We start from the raw sequence: 17,877 nt of genomic DNA, 5'->3' as shown, positions 1-17,877 counted from the left end.
GAATCAATCTCTGTAACTGCATACAAGTTATGATGGAGAGATACCCAAGTGGCTATAAGGGGACCCTCTGCTAAGGGGTTAGACTGCGTAAGCGGTGCGAGGGTTCGAATCCCTCTCTCTCCGCCATTTGAATAACTTGGACGCAATAAGGTTTATATGGCGGTGTAGCTCAGCTGGCTAGAGCGTACGGTTCATACCCGTGAGGTCGGGGGTTCGATCCCCTCCGCCGCTACCATACATACCTGGAGGCTTAGCTCAGCTGGGAGAGCATCTGCCTTACAAGCAGAGGGTCGGGGGTTCGATCCCCTCAGCCTCCACCATGTATTATATTTATTACCTTGCCATGCCGGTGTAGCTCAATTGGTAGAGCAACTGACTTGTAATCAGTAGGTTGGGGGTTCAAGTCCTCTCGCCGGCACCATCTTTAATAATGCGGAACTGTGGTGTAGAGGCCTAACATGCCTGCCTGTCACGCAGGAGATCGCGGGTTCGAATCCCGTCAGTTCCGCCATTATTACTCCTAAGGAATAAAAATGGTCGGTTTTCCACAGATTAAAGTGGGAAGTGTTACACTCCGCACTTTATTTTAATGTTATTCATGTTTGGCTCGGTAGCTCAGTCGGTAGAGCAGAGGACTGAAAATCCTCGTGTCGGCGGTTCGATTCCGTCCCGAGCCACCTTTATATTTTGGAGGATTAGCGAAGTGGCCAAACGCAGCAGACTGTAAATCTGTTCTCGTCCGAGTTCGGTGGTTCGAATCCATCATCCTCCACCAGTAATAAGAGCCATTAGCTCAGTTGGTAGAGCACCTGACTTTTAATCAGGGTGTCGAAGGTTCGAGTCCTTCATGGCTCATCTGAAAGGGTCGTCAACGTTGTTGACGGCTCTTTTTGTGTTGTTTTTACCGAACTATTTCCCAAGGCGCACGGACTTAAAGAGAAGGAATTGTCGTTTGTGCAGGATGATATGCTAAAATAAGAAAAAACGATAAAGTGGTGGAGTCATCAATGGTGGAGATGGAGCATATCGTTCAGAAACTGGAGCAGACCTTGGGTACCTCACTCGGCTTAAAAACATTGAATGAGCAGGAATCGCTATGGCTCACGGAATCGATGGCGATCACCTCGCGATTCGGTGACCGGTTTGGTCGTGAAGAAAGCACTACAAGTTCAATTCGCCGTGGAGAAAGCGTAAGCTCAAACACAACACGAATGATTGATGGTGCCTATGTGCATAAGGAGCTTGGTGAGATCTGGTTTCCCGTTAATCAACAGGATCCGAGCCGGGTCCTGGTGGCGGATTCCAATGCTTTGACGGAGTCGGAGATTGGGCTTGTCGCTCTTTTATTGACGAGCCTTCAGGAAGCGCCTTCAGGCTCGATGTCAAAGAATGCAGCCAAGGTTGAAGAAGAACGGCGCGCCCAGCAGTTGGGCGGTTGGTTGAAAGAGCGCCTTCAAGCCGGCGAGCTGCATGCTGAGCTACCGGATGAGATGCTGATTCGGACAAGCTTGACGGAGGAAATGGTCCCCTTTCTCCTCATTCATGAGAGCGAGCATGCTCCCACGCCAAGTTATAAAGCGCTGCTGCGGTTGTTGCGCAGTTATTTTGACGGGGATATCATTCTTGTGCCGCTGCTGGATAAGGAATGGATTATCCTTGCCAATCAGGAGCTGCTGGGCGGCATAACGACGGATGATAAAGAGGAAGCATCCTCAGAAGCCGATCAGGATTTGCTGTCCTTATTCTGTATGGGGCTGTACGAGCTCATTTCAACGGAATGGGTGGGCGATTTTCATATTTCGGCAATCCCGGCAGTCAATGCGCTTCAAGCTTTGCCGCAGACGGTTGGCATGCTGCGAGAGACCATGACCATCGGGCGTACTTTTCAGGTCAAGGAGCATATTCATCTATCGACCGGTCTTCATCTGGAGCGTCTGGTCTACAGTATTCCTGAGTATCAACGGAATCAATTCCTGCGGGAGTATGCTGCCGGACATACCGACTTATTCGAGGACAGTGAGACCTTGTCGACGCTGGAGTCTTTTTTTGAATTGGACTGCAACGTGAGCGAGACGGCAAAACACCTGTATATTCACCGAAATACGCTGCTGTACCGACTGGATAAGATCAAACAGGAGACGGGGCTTGACGTTCGCAGCTTCAGTGATGCGGTATTGGTGAAAATAACGCTTCTATTGTATAAAGTGACGAAAAGGAAATAGGTTTTTTGTGCAGATTGTGTATAGCAAGTCAGGTGCCTATGGGGTAATATAAGATTATAAATTAATTGTATTCGATTTCATAACATTCATATGAGGGGGCAAATGCACATGGCTGGTGTACGCTTAGAGCATATTTACAAAAAGTATGCAGGTGCGGATAAAGCAACTGTAATTGACGTTAATTTGGATATTAAAGATAAAGAATTCTTGGTATTGGTAGGTCCTTCCGGTTGCGGTAAGTCTACGACACTTCGTATGATCGCAGGTCTTGAGGAAATTTCCGAGGGTAAACTTTACATTGGCGACCGCGTTGTTAATGATGTAGCACCTAAAGATCGTGACATCGCAATGGTATTCCAATCCTACGCCTTGTATCCGCATATGAACGTATATCAGAACATGGCATTCGGTTTGAAACTCCGTAAAGTGAAGAAAGACGAAATCGATAAGCGTGTACGTGAAGCAGCGAAAATCCTGGATATCGAGCATTTGCTCGAGCGTAAACCGAAAGCTCTCTCCGGTGGTCAGCGTCAGCGTGTTGCCTTGGGCCGTGCGATTGTCCGTGATCCGCAAGTCTTCTTGATGGATGAGCCGCTTTCCAACTTGGATGCGAAACTCCGCGGTCAGATGCGTGCTGAAATTACTAAGCTGGTGAAGCGTCTTGAAACCACTTGTATCTATGTAACGCATGACCAAACAGAAGCTATGACGATGGGTGACCGTATCGTTGTTATGCAGGATGGCATCATTCAACAAGCGGATTCCCCAGAACAGCTGTACAACAATCCAAACAACCTGTTCGTTGCTGGTTTCATTGGTTCCCCAACCATGAACTTCATCAACGGTAAATTGTCCGAGCAAAACGGTGGCGTATACTTCACTTCCCAGGGCTTGAACGTTCAAGTTCCAGGCGGTAAAGCACAATTGCTCAAAAATAAATCCATGATTGGCAAAGAAGTAATCATGGGTGTTCGTCCGGAAGATATTCATGAAGAGCCAGTATTCCTGGAAGCTTCCCCGAACACAATCTTCACAGCGAAAGTGGACGTAACCGAGAACCTTGGTCACGAAATGCTCTTGTACCTCAGCGGCTTGGGCACCGACACAGTTATCGGCCGTGTAGACGGACGTTCGACTACTCGCGAAGGCGACAATGTGAAATTGGCACTCGACATGAACAAAGTTCATATCTTTGATAAAGAGTCTGAATTGAACGTATTGCTCGAAGACTAATCTTCAGCAATCGAGATCTCTTGAAAACCGCCCCTCAAGGGGCGGTTTTTTTAGGAGAAAAAGACATAAAACAAGACAGTTTCTGCCCTTATCGAAGGGTTGAGGCAGTTCTAGCAGACGGTAGAAGTGGTCCTAGGCTAAAAGTGTGTAAAGCAGACAACCAATTGTCGATATAGAAAGAGAGTTATCTTTAGTAATAGAACATCTGTGTTTTAGTCGCAATATGCCGTAGCAGCGTCGCTTCACTCCTGGATAAGTCCAATGTCCTGGTATCGGATAGCCGGTTAGAATTGCATTCATTGGCTTTTTTCGATAAGATAAGCACAAAGCAAGGCATACATAAGCATTGAACGTATGGGTTGTTGGGGCGTATTCCATGAAGCATGACCGACCGCCGGCTAGGCTTGTGACGTCCAATTTAATTAGCAAAGTAACCGATCATGAAATATATCATCCAAAACGAGCCGTGCAGCATGCCGGTTGCGTTTGTGATGTCAACATACACTGGAAGAAGAGGGGTAAGACCATGGCCAAGAAAGTGAAGGTATCCGAGCTGGTCCAGCAGTTTCAGCTGGAGGTCATCGCAGGTGAGGAAGGCTTGAAACGTCAGATTACAACGGACGATCTGAATCGACCGGGATTGGAAATGGCCGGTTATTTTGAATACCATCCGCGGGAACGGGTTCAGCTTATGGGGCGCACGGAGCTGGCTTTCTTTGGAATGCTGAAGCCGGAAGAGCGGAAAGAACGCATGCGCAGCCTGTGTACGGAAGAAACGCCTTGCATCGTGGTTACGCGTTCCCTGGAAGTGCCGGAAGAGCTGGTAGAGCTCGGCAATGAAAGAGGTTTGCCCGTGCTGCGCAGCAGCATGGCGACGACCATTCTGACAAGCCGATTCACGAGTTTCCTTGAACGCAGACTTGCGCCAACGACGACTATCCACGGGGTATTGTGCGATGTTTACGGCGTAGGGATGCTGATCACGGGCTCGAGCGGTATCGGGAAAAGCGAAACGGCTCTGGAGCTCGTCAAACGCGGACACCGCTTAATCGCGGACGACGCGGTGGAAATTCGCCAGACGTCGGATTTTCAGCTGCATGGAACAGCGCCTGAACTGATTCGCCATCTACTGGAGATTCGCGGGGTCGGTATTATTAATGTTATGACGTTATTCGGTGCAGGCGCCGTTCGGAATAATAAACGGATTACGCTTGTTGTTCGATTGGAGGCCTGGCAGCAGGATAAACAGTATGATCGTCTGGGATTAGATGAAGAGACAACACGAATTATAGAGACGGATATCCCTCTGGTCACCATTCCGGTTCGTCCAGGACGTAACCTTGCGGTTATTATTGAAGTGGCAGCTATGAACTACAGATTGAAGCAAATGGGACTAAATGCTGCACTGCAGTTTACGAACAAGCTGACGGCAACGATTGCTGAAGATATGGACGATTTGGACTAGGACTAGGGAGGGTTATAAGTGATGCAAACTTTGCTCATCGATCCGGTGGCGTTCTCCATCGGATCGTTGCGTGTTCATTGGTATGGCTTGATTTTGGGCCTCGGTGCCTTGGCAGGTCTGCTGCTGGCCATTCGCGAGGGGAAGCGTTTTGGTATTCCGCAGGAATTTTTCATGGATTTGCTCTTGCTTGGGGTTCCTTCCGCTATCATCGGTGCTCGTATTTATTATGTAGCTTTTAAATGGGAAGACTATAAGGATAACTTCCTGGATGTGTTCAAAATATGGAATGGCGGGATTGCCATATTCGGCGCCTTGATCGGCGCCATTATCTGTGCGTTGATCTATGTTCGCCGAAAAGGCTACAACTTCTGGCGAATTGCCGATATCTGTGCGCCGTCCTTGTTGGCCGGCCAGATTATTGGACGCTGGGGGAACTTCGTTAACCAGGAGGCCTATGGCGGTCCTGTCAGCGAGTCTTTCCTGCGAGGACAGCTGCATTTGCCTGATTTTATCGTGAATCAAATGAATGTACAGGGCGTATTCCATCACCCTACCTTCTTATATGAATCGCTGTGGAACCTGTTGGGTATCGTCATACTGCTTATCATTCGCAGACAGAAATTTCTGCGGGCAGGCGAACTCTTCATCGGATACTTCATCTGGTATTCCATCGGCCGGTTCTTTATTGAAGCGGTGCGGACGGACAGCTTGGCTTTTCAAGGCGCCACCGGACTTGCCGATTTCATTAACAATACGTTATGGGCACCGATGACTTGGATGGGATTTGAACTGGGTCACCTTGACCCGGCTTATGGCAACATTCGGATCTCCCAGCTGCTGTCCGTATTGATTGTCATCGGAGGCATCGTACTGATCATTGTGCGCCGTGTAACGGGCCGCGCCAATGTGCGCTATTTGGACCCGATCGTGTCGACGAAGACCGGAGCAGGTCCAACGCCGGAAGCCGATCTTCAAACGAACAAAACCGTCAAATCCCCTGCGCCGGCTCCTGCTAAACAGCATAAACAGGCCGCAGAACCGGAGGGAATGGCGGATAAAGACGTTGTTACCCAAGCAGAGGAGACAGACGTCAAATCCTCATCACGGGAAGAAGAAGACACTCCGACAATAAAACCGGATACGGAGGACAAAAAGGAGTAGTTGCAGCATGATCGAAACCGTACTGTTTGATTTGGACGGCACCATTATCGACACGAATGAATTGATTATCTCATCGTTTATGCATGTTTTCGAGGCGCAGGCCCCGGGACCGTTGACCAGAGAGCAGATCATTCCGCATATGGGAACCACGCTGGAACAGCAGCTGCAGGCTTTCTCAGGGGGCGTCGAGGATGTCAGTCCGCTTGTCAAAGCCTATCGCTCTTTCAACACGATCCATCATGATGACATGGTCAAACCATTCCCGCATGTGAACGAAGTCGTGGAGCGTCTTCATCGTCACGGGCTTTCGCTCGGGATCGTAACCACGAAGATCCGCCCTTCCACCATGATGACGCTGGAGAAGTACGATCTGGAGCGCTTCATGTCGGCGATTGTTACGGTGAACGATGTGGAGCATCCGAAACCGCATCCGGAGCCCGTCCTGACGGCGATGGAGCAGCTGGGGGCCAATCCGGCCACCACTTTGATGATCGGAGACAGTCCGGTGGACATTCAGTCTGCCAAGGCGGCGGGCGTGAAGGCCGCCGCTGTAGCTTGGTCCCTCAAGGGTGAGCAAAAGCTGATGGAGTACGGGCCGGATTTTATATTGAAGGATATGAGAGATCTGTTTGAAATCGTAGGACTTCAAGAGGAATAGGAGTTTTGGCAGCATGGCCAGAAAGATTACCCGTTATCCTGTAGAAGGCCCCAACGCGTTATGGCAAATCTACCGCACCGTGAGCCCGTTCAAGGGCGTCAAGAACTTCATTTTTATCCAGATCGCCCGCTATTGTCCTATCCTGCCTATGAAGAATTGGATCTATCGCCATATGCTCGGGATGAAAGTGGGGAGGCATACCGCGTTTGGATTGATGGTCATGGTGGATGTGTTTTTTCCGGAGAAAATAACCATCGGCGAGAATTCGGTCATCGGCTACAACACGACCATTCTGGCTCACGAGTATTTAATAAAGGAATATCGTTTGGGTGAAGTGCGGATCGGGGAGAACGTGCTCATCGGCGCGAATACCACGATTTTGCCAGGCGTAACGATCGGAGACGGCGCGGTCGTTGCTGCAGGATCTGTCGTACATAAAGACGTGGCACCTGGTGTTTTTGTAGGCGGGAATCCATTGCGAGAGCTGAAGAGGACATCGACGGAAAGCGAGTCAATTTGAGGTAATGTGACAAGTCAGGTTCTCAAGCTTGCTGAATTGTTGTAGAATGAGTAAAGGATAACCTGACACAAAGCGAACAATAGTCCCCGGGGTATGATGGCCTTGAGGGACTTTTTTGCCCGTCCATTCGCATACATTGACTCTATCAACAAACTCGAAAACAAGGAGGCGACGCCTGACATGGGTGCAACGCTGAACAAAAAGGAAAGGCTGCCGCAGCTCGATATTTATCGTGCGCTGGCCATCCTGGGCGTGCTTCACGTTCATGCGACTTCATTTGCAACGGTGGATGCGATTGATTCGCGATTCTATTATATTATTAATTTCTTGAATATTTTCTTTAAATACGGTACCCCCTCGTTTATATTCCTAAGCAGCTTTGTGCTGTTCTATAACTATGCGGACCGGCCGCTGACCAAGGACTTGATCAAAAACTTCTATAAACGGCGGCTCTTGTACATTTTGCTTCCGTACGTGTTGTTCTCGATCATCTACTTCTTTGTGAGGATGTATCAGAACGGGCTGCTGAACAGCTCGTTTGATCTATGGGCACAGATGCCGCTATTCTTTGAACGCTTGGTTCGAGGGCAGAACTATACGCACTTATACTTTGTATTTATCAGTTTGCAGTTCTATATTCTGTTTCCGATCTTCCTCAAGCTGTTCAAATCCTCCCGGTTTCTCGTAAGGTGGGCGGTGCCGATTGGATTCCTGCTGCAATGGGGCTTCATCATCTGGAACAAATACGAGCTGCAGTACACGTTTAAAGGAAGCTTGGCCATTTCGTATTTAGCCTACTATATGCTCGGCGCTTACCTGGCGATGAATTACGACAAATTCAAGGGCTGGCTGACGTCTTCTTGGAAAAAGCAAACCACTGGTCAAAGAGCAGGCACAATCGTGTTATGGGCCGGCTGGCTCGCGATGGCGCTGACGCATGTGCAGATTTGGTACAATCAGAGATTGCATGGCGCTAAATATGATTCCCTATTATACGAGCTGTTATGGAATCTGCACACCGTGTTCTCCGCGATTGTGCTGATGCAGCTGGCGAGCTGGCTGTATAGCAGCGGCTGGAAACTCATTGTGAAAGTGCTGACGCGGATTGGCGAGCTGTCTTTCGCGATCTATCTCGTGCACCCGCTCTGGCTGTTCCTGTATCGGGAATTCGATCCGAAGCTGAATCCCGTAACCGATGATTATCTAATATGGATATACGGCGGGATGGTAACGGCTTTGATCGTCAGTGCGTTAGTGGTGCAGACGGTGTTCCGGTGGATTCCAGGGTCGTGGATGCTGCTGGGCAGCGTTCCTCGATCATTGAAGCCAACCTCCAAAGCACCTACGACACCATCGCAAAGAAAAGATACCGTTACAGGCGACAGCAAGAAATCGGTCGATCTGTAGGAGCATCAGGCCTAATGCATATACTTCTTATCCATCATCATGAAGCAAAGCCGTCCGGGCACCCGGGCGGCTTTTTTTGTATTGAGGCCATCCGGATCAATGCAGGTTCAGCCAATAGACAAGCAAGCCACGCTGGTCCGTTCTTGTGTTACAATTATACCCAGAAGTTAGACGGATCTATTAATGCGTAAGGTGCGTACCGACAGAGAACGATACATAGTAGAACGCATGCGTATGCATTGACGATCAGGCAGAATTCATGGTAATATAGCCAATATCCTTTAATTTATTAGCAAGGTACCACTTTACCATATTAAAGACTTTTACTGAATTTGAGGTGGAGCGTCATGTCTAAACCGAAAGGCTTCGAGAAACCGGCAGGTGTTCGTGATTATCTTCCTCATGCGGTCACCAAGCTGCGGCGGATTGAACGCGAAGTGCTTGCATGCATGGACCGCTGGGGTTACCGGCAGATTATGACACCAACGATGGAATATTACGATACGGTAGGCGTGGCAAGCTCTACGTCGGACCAGAAGCTGTTTAAACTATTGAATAAACGCGGAACGACAATGGTGCTGCGTTCCGATCTGACCGCCCCCATAGCGCGGGTTATGTCCTCGCTGCTGAAGGATGAACCGCTTCCGGTACGTTTGTCTTACCATGCCAATGTATTTCGCGCCATTGAGGAGGAAGCGGGGCGGGAAGCGGAATTCTTCCAGACCGGCGTCGAGCTTGTAGGCGATGATACGCCGGAGGCCGATGCCGAAGTGATTGCGCTGGCCATCGAATCCCTGAAGGCGGCAGGCGTGGAGAAATTCAAAATCGCGATGGGTCATATGGGCTATCTGAATGGCTTACTTCAAGAGGTGCTGCCGGATCGGACGGAGGATCAGGAGAGCCTGAAGCAGGATTTGCTGAACCGCGACTACGTTGGATACCGCAACACCATTGCCAGCCTGAGCCTGACGGAGGTACAGCAGGACCAGTTGGAGGGAATCCTGAAGCTGCGCGGAGGCAGGGAGATTGCCGGGCAAGCTCTCGAGATTAGCAGCAACGAACTCGCGAGAGCTTCTATCGAGCATCTGAGCAAGGTATGGGAAGTGCTCGAGGCTTACGACGTCTCCAGACATGTTCTGTTTGATTTGACGATGCTCGGAGACTTCTCCTATTACACGGGAATGACGTTCGAGGGTTATGCTGCCGAGCTGGGCTCTCCCGTCGCAAGCGGCGGTCGTTATGACAAGCTGCTTCGGCAGTTTGGCCGTGCCGTTCCGGCAACAGGCTTTGCACTCAAGACCAATCGCATTCTCGATGGGGTGCAAGGAGAGGAGATTGTCGAGGAATTGCCCATTCTCATCCGGTACACGGCTTCTTATCGAAAGGAAGGATTGGCTAAAGCCTCAGAACTTCGGGCGCAGGGACATTCCGTCATCACTTCGATCCTACCGGATTCGGCCAATGTCCGAGATGCCGAGGTACCCGTTGTGTCCGGCAGTCTGCTCCATAGAGGATACCGAGAGGTCATAACCCTTCGATAGGAAGCGGATCTATAACGATTATCATATAAGTTTAAGGTCAGGAGGATTCGAACGTGGCGGAAACGTTGAAAGTAGCGATGCCCAAAGGGCGCATATATAAAAAAGCATCCGCGCTGTTCCGTTCAGCTGGACTTCCGATACCCCTCGACGTGGATGAAACGCGCAAGCTGGTCATTCCCTTGCCGGAGGCAGGAATGGAATTTATCCTGGCGAAGCCGGTGGATGTGCCGACTTATGTGGAATACGGCGTGGCGGATATCGGTATCGTCGGCAAGGACGTGCTAATGGAAGAGAACAAGGACGTTTATGAGCTGCTTGATCTCGGCATTGCGCGGTGCAGGATGTCGGTCATCGGCTTGCCGGACTGGAAGCCGGGCATACGACAGCGGGTTGCCACCAAATATCCGAACGTGGCTTCACAGTATTTCCGAGAGCAGGGCCAGCAGGTTGAAGTGGTTAAACTGAACGGTTCCATCGAGCTTGCACCGCTCATCGGTTTGGCAGACCGGATCGTCGATATGGTGGAAACGGGCCAAACGCTCAAGGAGAACGGACTTGTAGAGATGACCAGCATTTTTGAAATTACAAGCCGCCTGATTGCCAATCGCGTTAGTTATCGGATGAAGAATGATGAAATTCAGGCCTTGTGCGACCGGCTGCAAACGGTCATTATGTCTGAGAGTGCGAATATACGGCAATAAGCTTATAGATATAAAAATCGGTGAGATTGGATGATCGGCTGGATCATCCTTCATTCATCAACAAACGCTATGCATGCAGCATGATGCAAGCAGCGGGATTGGGGGAGATTAAGGTGAAGGTAGTATCAGCACGGGACTTTGAGCTGAAACGGGACAATGATTACGGCACACCAGAGCAGAATGAAGTCGTGAAGGCTATTGTGCGGGATATTCGGTCCGAAGGAGATGCCGCCTTGCTGCGGCATACCGAGCTATTGGACCGTGTCCGTCTGACCGCAGGTCAGCTTCGCGTAACGGATGAGGAGCTCAAGGCAGCTTATGATCATGTGGAGCCTTCGTTCGTGAAGGCGATACAAGCGGCGGCAGACAACATTCGCGCATTTCATGTGAAGCAGAAGCGGAATTCCTGGATGGATCTACAGCCGGACGGTAGCATCTTAGGACAAATTGTTCGTCCGTTGAAACGCGTCGGTGTCTATGTGCCCGGTGGAAAGGCAGCCTATCCTTCATCCGTGCTGATGAACGTGATCCCGGCCCAAGTGGCAGGCGTACCCGAAATCGTCATGGTCACTCCCCCGGCAACCGGCGGGAAGGATGGAATCAATCCCTATATTCTGGTGGCTGCAGCCGAGGCAGGCGTTACGGAAATCTACCGCGTAGGAGGAGCACAAGCCATTGCGGCATTGGCCTACGGCACGGAGACCATTTCCCCCGTCGATAAGATTTGCGGGCCCGGCAATATTTACGTTGCCCTGGCCAAACGTGAAGTGTACGGCGCAGTCAATATTGACAGCCTGGCCGGTCCAAGCGAGATTGCGGTATTGGCCGATGAACATGCAGATGCTTCGTATATTGCAGCGGATCTGCTTTCCCAAGCTGAGCATGACGAGATGGCATCGGCCATTCTCGTGACGCCTTCCCGAAAGCTGGGCGAGGCTGTTGCCGCCGAAGTAGAGCGGCAGCTTGAGCTGCTGCCGCGGCGGGACATCGCCCGTGCTTCCGTGGACAGCTACGGCGCGGTGATCGTCACGGAATCCCTCCAGGAAGGGATTGAAGTCATTAACCGTTTAGCGCCGGAGCATCTGGAAATCGTGACGGAGGAGCCGATGGCGATCGTGGGCCAGATCGAGAACGCAGGCGCGATCTTCCTAGGACCGTACAGCTCAGAGCCGGTAGGCGATTATTTTGCAGGACCGAACCATATCATTCCGACGAATGGGACGGCACGGTTCGCATCACCAGTGGATCTGGACGATTTCATTAAGAAATCGAGTTTGATCTACTACAGTAAAGAAGCGCTGCTGCGCGACGGCGAGCAGATCATGGAGCTGGCCCGGCGCGAAGGGCTTGAGGGCCATGCCCGGGCGATCGAAATCCGGCTTGAACAAGAACGATAAGAAATCAGACCAGAACAAGCATCATTTGTTCATCATAAATATTCCGTATAGAGGAGGCAATCCACGTGAGCAGTTTGGATGCAGCAGCAAGATCAGCCGGCGTGAGCCGCAAAACCAATGAGACCGACATTGCCCTGGATTTCAATGTCGATGGGACCGGGATTTCGGAATTGGAGACCGATGTACCTTTTCTTAATCATATGCTTGATTTGTTCACAAAGCATGGCCAGTTTGATCTTCGCGTCAAGGCAAAGGGCGATATCGAGATCGATGACCACCACACGGTGGAGGATATCGGGATCTGCTTAGGGCAGACGTTCCGCGAAGCACTGGGCGATAAAAAAGGCATCAAACGTTATGCCAGCGTGTTTGTGCCGATGGATGAGGCGCTTGCTCAAGTTATTGTGGATATCAGCAACCGCCCGCATTTTGAGTACCGGGCGGAGTATCCTTCGCAGCAGGTAGGCTCTTTTCATACCGAGCTTGTCCATGAATTTCTATGGAAATTGGCGCTGGAAGCCCGGATCACGCTGCATGTCATCGTTCATTACGGACACAATACCCATCATATGATTGAAGCGGTGTTTAAGGCGCTCGGCCGTGCATTGGATGAGGCGACCACCGTGGATCCGCGGGTGACCGGCGTACCGTCCACGAAGGGAGTGCTTTAAACGATGGCCATTGCAATCGTGGATTACGGCATGGGCAATCTGCACAGCGTGAGCAAAGCGGTAGAGCGGCTTGGGTATCAGCCGCTCGTAACCGGAGAGCGGGAGGAGCTTCTGGCGGCGGATGGCATCATTCTGCCCGGAGTCGGCGCATTCGGAGATGCCATGGAGCAGCTCCGCGAAGCCTCGCTGGACTCGGTCATGAAGGAAGCTGCAGAGTCGGGAAAACCGCTGCTGGGGATCTGTCTCGGCATGCAGCTCCTGTTCAGCCGGAGCGAGGAGCATGGCAAGTATGAAGGGCTGGATATACTCCCCGGATCGGTTGTACGATTTGCGGGTGGGGAATACAAGGTGCCGCATATGGGCTGGAATTCATTGCAGTTCAAGAAGCGGGAGCACCCGCTGTTTGCGGGACTTGAGGAAGGTCATGTGTATTTTGTCCACTCGTATCATGTTCTTCCTGAGGTTCAGGCTGATTTGCTGGCGGTTACCGATTACGGTCAGCCAGTAACGGCCATCGTGGGCCGCGGTTCGGTGTACGGCATGCAGTTCCATCCCGAGAAGAGCGGGGAGCTTGGCATGAGCCTGCTTCGCAATTTTTTGGCTTTAACGTAAGGTGAACGAATAGACCAATTGGAAAGTGGGAATGGGGATGTCCTCTTTTATCATATATCCGGCAATCGATATTCGCGGCGGCAAATGCGTCAGGCTGGTCCAAGGCGATTATAATCAAGAAACGGTATACAATGACAATCCGCTCGAGGTAGCCAAATCGTGGGAAGAGCAGGGCGGCACATTTATTCATCTCGTGGATTTAGACGGCGCGAAGGCAGGTCAGCCGGTGAATGACGACATCATCGGGAAGATTGCATCCAGCGTTCAGGTTCCGGTTCAAGTAGGCGGAGGCTTGCGCACGCTGGCGGATGTGGAGCGGCTGCTGTCGCTCGGCGTCAGCCGGGTTATCATCGGGACGGCAGCGATCGAAGACCGCGTCTTTACGGAAGAGGTGCTGGGCAAATACGGGGATAAGGTGGCCATCGGCATCGACGCTCGAAACGGATACGTCGCAACGAGAGGCTGGCTGGAAACGTCGGAGGTTCAAGCTGAGGTGTTGGCAAAAGAATTAGCAGCCAAGGGAGCGGAAACCTTCATCTTCACCGACATTTCCCGCGACGGAATGATGCAGGGACCAAACGTAGAGGCGATTGTCTCGCTGGCCAAAGCCAGCGGCCGCTCGGTCATCGCTTCGGGCGGCGTGACGAAGCTGGATGATCTGCTGGCGCTCAGCGCGCACAGCGGCGACGGTGTAGGCGGAGCGATCGTAGGCAAGGCGCTGTATACAGGCAATATTGATCTAAAAGAGGCTATTACGCGAATCCAATGAGGATTTAAACCAGTGTCTGTTCGAATCATCATGGATCGATAGAGTTCATATAGGGGAAGAGGGGAAAGGCATGCTGGCAAAACGGATCATACCTTGCCTGGACGTGAAGGACGGCCGGGTGGTGAAGGGCGTAAACTTTGTGAATCTCCGCGATGCGGGCGATCCCGTGGAATTGGCCGCGCTCTACGACCGGGAAGGCGCAGATGAGCTTGTCTTTTTGGATATATCGGCTTCGGTCGAAGGCCGGGCAACGATGGAAGAAGTCGTTCGGAGAACGGCAGGGGAGATCGCCATTCCTTTTACCGTAGGCGGAGGCATCTCCTCCGTGGAGGACATGAAGCGGATTCTGCGGGCGGGGGCGGATAAGATCGGGATAAATACGGCAGCGGTCAAGCAGCCGGAGCTCATCTCCGCCGGGGCGCGCAAATTTGGGTCCCAATGCATCGTCGTGGCGATCGACGCTAAGTACAACGATGCGTGGGGAGAATGGGAAGTGTACACGCACGGCGGACGTACGCCTTCCGGCATCAAGGCGCTTGATTGGGTGAAGCAGGCGGAAAGCCTGGGTGCGGGCGAGATTCTGTTGACCAGCATGGATGCGGACGGAACGAAGGACGGCTTCGATCTGCCGCTGACATCGGCCGTAGCCTCTACCGTGCAGATCCCGGTCATCGCGTCCGGCGGCGCCGGCAAAGAAGATCACTTCTATGACGTATTCACTCAGGGCAAGGCGGATGCGGGTCTTGCCGCCACGATTTTTCATTATAAAGAGATCTCGATCCCTCATCTTAAGTTGCAGCTTAGCCAAAAAGGAGTGGATATACGGTGAGCGAAGATATGTTGAAAGATTTATCCCTGGAGCAGGTCAGCGAGCATATCCGTTGGGATGCCGCGGGCCTGGTGCCGGCGATTATACAGGATGCAGAGAGCAAGCAGGTGCTGATGATGGCTTATATGAACCGGGAATCGCTGCGATTGACGCTGGAGAGCGGCGAGACTTGGTTCTGGAGCCGTTCGCGCGAAGAGCTGTGGCATAAGGGGGCAACTTCCGGGAATGTACAGACCGTGGTATCGATGACATACGATTGCGACGGAGACACCCTCTTGCTGCAGGTGAATCCGAATGGACCTGCTTGTCATACCGGACAAACGACCTGCTTCCACAATGAGATTACCGCTCAAGGGCAGAAGAGAGAGCTAGCTAATCAAGGTACAGCGGTATCCGGCGAGCGCTTCGCGGTACTTGCCGAGCTGGAAGAAGTCATTGCCCAGCGTGAGGTGGAACGGCCGGAAGGGGCCTATACGACCTACCTGTTCGATAAAGGCGTGGACAAAATCCTTAAGAAGGTGGGCGAAGAAGCTTCCGAAACGATCATCGCCGCCAAAAATAAAGACAACGCCGAGCTGAAGCTTGAAGTCAGCGATCTGATCTATCACCTGCTGGTACTCCTTCAGGAGCGGAAGCTCCCGCTGGATGAGATCATGGATGAGCTGAGCCGCCGGCATGAACGGCCGCGCCGCGATTAGGAGGCTTACCGATGCATATTGATTACCACACCCACCATGCCCGGTGCGGACATGCCGAGGGGCAGCTGGAGGAGTATGTACGGCGCGCCATCGAACTCGGGATGGATCAATTGGGCTTATCGGACCATATGCCTTTGATACACGTGAATCCGGAGGCGTACTATCCGGAGATGGCCATGCCGATGGACGAGCTGCCGCGTTACGTGGAGGAATGCCTGCAGCTGAAGGAGCGCTACAAAGGGCAGATTGACATTCGGATCGGACTCGAAGGCGATTATATCGAGGGCTACGAAGAACAGATCGAGCGGATCGTGAAGGACTATCCGTGGGATTATGTCATCGGGTCCGTTCATTTTCTTGGCGAATGGGACATCACGGATTACCGCCAGACCCAGGGCTGGGAGGGCAAGGATCCGCTTGAAGTCTATCGACAATATTATGATGCGGTGCAGAAGGCTGCCGCAACCGGCTTCTACGATATCATGGGCCATCTGGACGTGATCAAGCGGTTCGGTTATGGGCCGGGCCCCGAACAGAAGCCGGACGTGATCGCATTGGAGCAAGCAGCGCTTGCGGCCGTGGCCCGGAGCGGGAAGGCGATGGAGCTGAACGCCTCAGGTTTATCAAAGGCCTGCGAGGAGATGTTTCCAAGCCGGCGAATGCTGGAGGAAGCGATCAAGCTGGGCATTCCGTTGACTTTAGGGTCGGATGCTCATCAGCCCATGAAGCTTGGCGAGCATCTGGATCAGGCACGGGCACTGCTGTCAGAGCTTGGCGTTCGGGAGCTTGCGACCTTCCGTAACCGGAAGCGGGAGATGGTCCTTTGGAATGTGGAAGGAAACGATGTATAATAAAGACAAGCACTAATTGCAAACAGTTCAATGCAGACGGCTGTTTTCCCCTCCAGGAAACCCTATCGACGGGTTTTGGGAGGCGGGAACGGCCTGATTTGACGATAACGCTTTCAATCCATCGTTGCATCCGCCGACATTATTAACCACTCTCGTCAGGAGGTCCTCATGTATCATTCATTACGATTGTTCGCCGGAACTTCCAATCCGGCGCTTGCCGCCAGCATCAGCCAGCAGTTGGGCGTTGAATTGGGAAAGATCAAGATTTCCCGCTTTCAAAGCGGCGAGGTTTATGTCCACTATGAAGAAAGCATCCGCAATTGCGATGTTTTTCTGCTGCAGTCCTTTTCTCACCCTATCAACGAAATGTTCGTAGAGCTGCTCGTGATGATTGATGCCGCCAAGCGTGCTTCCGCCAGAACGATCAACATCATTGTTCCTTATTACGGTTATGCCAGACAGGAACGAAAGGCAGCGCCGCGAGAGCCGATATCGGCCAAAATGGTAGCCGACGTGCTGACCACAGCCGGTGCCAACCGCGTGATAACCATTGATCTGCATGCGCCTGCCATTCAGGGGTTCTTCAATATACCGGTGGACCATCTGACTGCGCTGGATTTGATTACGGAGTATCTGAAGTCCAAGAATATTGAGAATCCGGTTATCGTTTCTCCCGATGCCGGGCGGGCGAAGACGGCCGAGAAGCTTTCGAGCCGCCTGGGATCGCCGTTTGCCATGATGGTCAAGCAGCGTCCTGCCCATAACGAAGCGGTGATTACCCATGTCATTGGAGACGTGGCGGGACGCACGCCGATTATTATCGAAGACCTGATTGATACGGGAACCACCATCGTGCAGGTGGTGGAAAGCTTAAAGGAACGGGGAGCCAATGATGCCATTGTGTGCGCGACCCATGGCCTGTTCTCCGGTGAAGCACTTGACCGTCTCGACCATGCTCATATCGAGGAGATCGTGGTCACGGACTCCATCGTGCTCCCGGACCATCACTGCAAGATGCGGTTAAAGGTGCTGTCTGTTGCGCCTATGCTGGCCCAGGCCACTCACATTATCATCGAGGGCGGATCGATCGCCACTTTATTCAAAGACGCCGGTGTGTAAACTGGTGTCTTTTTTCTGCAAAT

17 protein-coding genes and 8 tRNA genes are annotated in these 17,877 nt (G+C 51.9%); all 25 read left to right on the top strand.

The features are described from left to right. Nucleotides 1-34: 34 nt before the first annotated feature. The 25 genes from HMPREF9412_RS30080 to HMPREF9412_RS29960 all read left to right on the top strand — a co-directional run bounded on the left by HMPREF9412_RS30080 (nt 35) and on the right by HMPREF9412_RS29960 (nt 17,854). Nucleotides 35-126 (top strand) — tRNA-Ser (locus HMPREF9412_RS30080). Between the two features lie 32 nt (nt 127-158). Then, nucleotides 159-235 (top strand) — tRNA-Met (locus HMPREF9412_RS30075). Between the two features lie 9 nt (nt 236-244). Continuing rightward, nucleotides 245-320 (top strand) — tRNA-Val (locus tag HMPREF9412_RS30070). Between the two features lie 25 nt (nt 321-345). Further along, nucleotides 346-421: transfer RNA gene (locus tag HMPREF9412_RS30065), tRNA-Thr, on the top strand. A 13-nt stretch (nt 422-434) separates the two neighbouring features. Then, nucleotides 435-511, top strand: a tRNA-Asp gene (locus HMPREF9412_RS30060). Between the two features lie 93 nt (nt 512-604). Further along, a tRNA-Phe gene (locus HMPREF9412_RS30055) sits at nt 605-677 on the top strand. A 12-nt stretch (nt 678-689) separates the two neighbouring features. After that, nucleotides 690-775: transfer RNA gene (locus HMPREF9412_RS30050), tRNA-Tyr, on the top strand. A gap of 7 nt (nt 776-782) precedes the next feature. After that, a tRNA-Lys gene (locus HMPREF9412_RS30045) sits at nt 783-855 on the top strand. Nucleotides 856-1,007: 152 nt separating this feature from the next. After that, the gene (locus HMPREF9412_RS30040) at nt 1,008-2,222 is read left to right on the top strand and encodes a PucR family transcriptional regulator (protein ID WP_009595665.1); all 1,215 of its coding nucleotides are present in this window, start codon (nt 1,008-1,010) and stop codon (nt 2,220-2,222) included. 108 nt (nt 2,223-2,330) lie between these two features. Beyond that, complete coding sequence (locus HMPREF9412_RS30035) at nt 2,331-3,455, top strand: ABC transporter ATP-binding protein (RefSeq protein ID WP_012818391.1); 1,125 nt, start codon at nt 2,331-2,333, stop codon at nt 3,453-3,455. Between the two features lie 526 nt (nt 3,456-3,981). After that, nucleotides 3,982-4,920: an HPr(Ser) kinase/phosphatase gene (gene hprK / locus HMPREF9412_RS30030; protein ID WP_009595669.1), complete on the top strand. Its 939-nt coding sequence runs from the start codon at nt 3,982-3,984 to the stop codon at nt 4,918-4,920. A gap of 21 nt (nt 4,921-4,941) precedes the next feature. Then, a complete protein-coding gene (lgt, locus tag HMPREF9412_RS30025; RefSeq protein ID WP_009595650.1) occupies nt 4,942-6,081 on the top strand; it encodes a prolipoprotein diacylglyceryl transferase in 1,140 nt (379 codons plus the stop codon). A 7-nt stretch (nt 6,082-6,088) separates the two neighbouring features. Next, a complete protein-coding gene (ppaX, locus tag HMPREF9412_RS30020) occupies nt 6,089-6,739 on the top strand; it encodes a pyrophosphatase PpaX (RefSeq protein ID WP_009595649.1) in 651 nt (216 codons plus the stop codon). Between the two features lie 13 nt (nt 6,740-6,752). After that, nucleotides 6,753-7,259, top strand: a complete 507-nt coding sequence (locus HMPREF9412_RS30015; protein WP_009595646.1) for an acyltransferase — start codon at nt 6,753-6,755, stop codon at nt 7,257-7,259. A 180-nt stretch (nt 7,260-7,439) separates the two neighbouring features. Then, entirely contained in the window at nt 7,440-8,666 is a 1,227-nt protein-coding gene (locus tag HMPREF9412_RS30010; RefSeq protein WP_009595671.1) for an acyltransferase, read from the top strand. A gap of 347 nt (nt 8,667-9,013) precedes the next feature. Continuing rightward, nucleotides 9,014-10,207, top strand: a complete 1,194-nt coding sequence (locus tag HMPREF9412_RS30005) for an ATP phosphoribosyltransferase regulatory subunit (protein ID WP_009595644.1) — start codon at nt 9,014-9,016, stop codon at nt 10,205-10,207. A 53-nt stretch (nt 10,208-10,260) separates the two neighbouring features. Then, nucleotides 10,261-10,908 carry an ATP phosphoribosyltransferase gene (hisG, locus tag HMPREF9412_RS30000; RefSeq protein ID WP_009595648.1) on the top strand — a complete coding sequence of 216 codons (648 nt, stop codon included), beginning with the start codon at nt 10,261-10,263 and terminating at the stop codon, nt 10,906-10,908. Between the two features lie 113 nt (nt 10,909-11,021). Then, nucleotides 11,022-12,305, top strand: coding sequence for a histidinol dehydrogenase (hisD, locus tag HMPREF9412_RS29995; RefSeq protein WP_036674134.1), 1,284 nt, complete (start codon nt 11,022-11,024; stop codon nt 12,303-12,305). A 65-nt stretch (nt 12,306-12,370) separates the two neighbouring features. After that, nucleotides 12,371-12,976 carry an imidazoleglycerol-phosphate dehydratase HisB gene (hisB, locus tag HMPREF9412_RS29990; RefSeq protein ID WP_009595657.1) on the top strand — a complete coding sequence of 202 codons (606 nt, stop codon included), beginning with the start codon at nt 12,371-12,373 and terminating at the stop codon, nt 12,974-12,976. Nucleotides 12,977-12,979: 3 nt separating this feature from the next. Further along, the gene (gene hisH / locus HMPREF9412_RS29985) at nt 12,980-13,588 is read left to right on the top strand and encodes an imidazole glycerol phosphate synthase subunit HisH (protein WP_009595661.1); all 609 of its coding nucleotides are present in this window, start codon (nt 12,980-12,982) and stop codon (nt 13,586-13,588) included. A gap of 37 nt (nt 13,589-13,625) precedes the next feature. After that, entirely contained in the window at nt 13,626-14,357 is a 732-nt protein-coding gene (gene hisA, locus HMPREF9412_RS29980; protein WP_175320827.1) for a 1-(5-phosphoribosyl)-5-[(5-phosphoribosylamino)methylideneamino]imidazole-4-carboxamide isomerase, read from the top strand. A gap of 70 nt (nt 14,358-14,427) precedes the next feature. Beyond that, nucleotides 14,428-15,186: an imidazole glycerol phosphate synthase subunit HisF gene (gene hisF, locus HMPREF9412_RS29975; RefSeq protein ID WP_009595653.1), complete on the top strand. Its 759-nt coding sequence runs from the start codon at nt 14,428-14,430 to the stop codon at nt 15,184-15,186. Continuing rightward, on the top strand, nt 15,183-15,884 hold the full coding sequence (hisIE, locus tag HMPREF9412_RS29970; protein ID WP_009595677.1) for a bifunctional phosphoribosyl-AMP cyclohydrolase/phosphoribosyl-ATP diphosphatase HisIE: 702 nt from the start codon (nt 15,183-15,185) through the stop codon (nt 15,882-15,884). The genes hisF and hisIE overlap by 4 nt, the downstream gene beginning before the upstream one ends. Before the next feature lie 11 nt (nt 15,885-15,895). Further along, the gene (gene hisJ, locus HMPREF9412_RS29965) at nt 15,896-16,735 is read left to right on the top strand and encodes a histidinol-phosphatase HisJ (RefSeq protein WP_009595673.1); all 840 of its coding nucleotides are present in this window, start codon (nt 15,896-15,898) and stop codon (nt 16,733-16,735) included. A gap of 168 nt (nt 16,736-16,903) precedes the next feature. Beyond that, entirely contained in the window at nt 16,904-17,854 is a 951-nt protein-coding gene (locus tag HMPREF9412_RS29960) for a ribose-phosphate diphosphokinase (RefSeq protein WP_009595654.1), read from the top strand. Nucleotides 17,855-17,877 lie beyond the last annotated feature (23 nt).

The organism is Paenibacillus sp. HGF5, assembly GCF_000204455.1.
Taxonomy (GTDB): domain Bacteria; phylum Bacillota; class Bacilli; order Paenibacillales; family Paenibacillaceae; genus Paenibacillus_AQ; species Paenibacillus_AQ lautus_A.
This window is presented reverse-complemented; position numbering and strand designations above follow the sequence as displayed.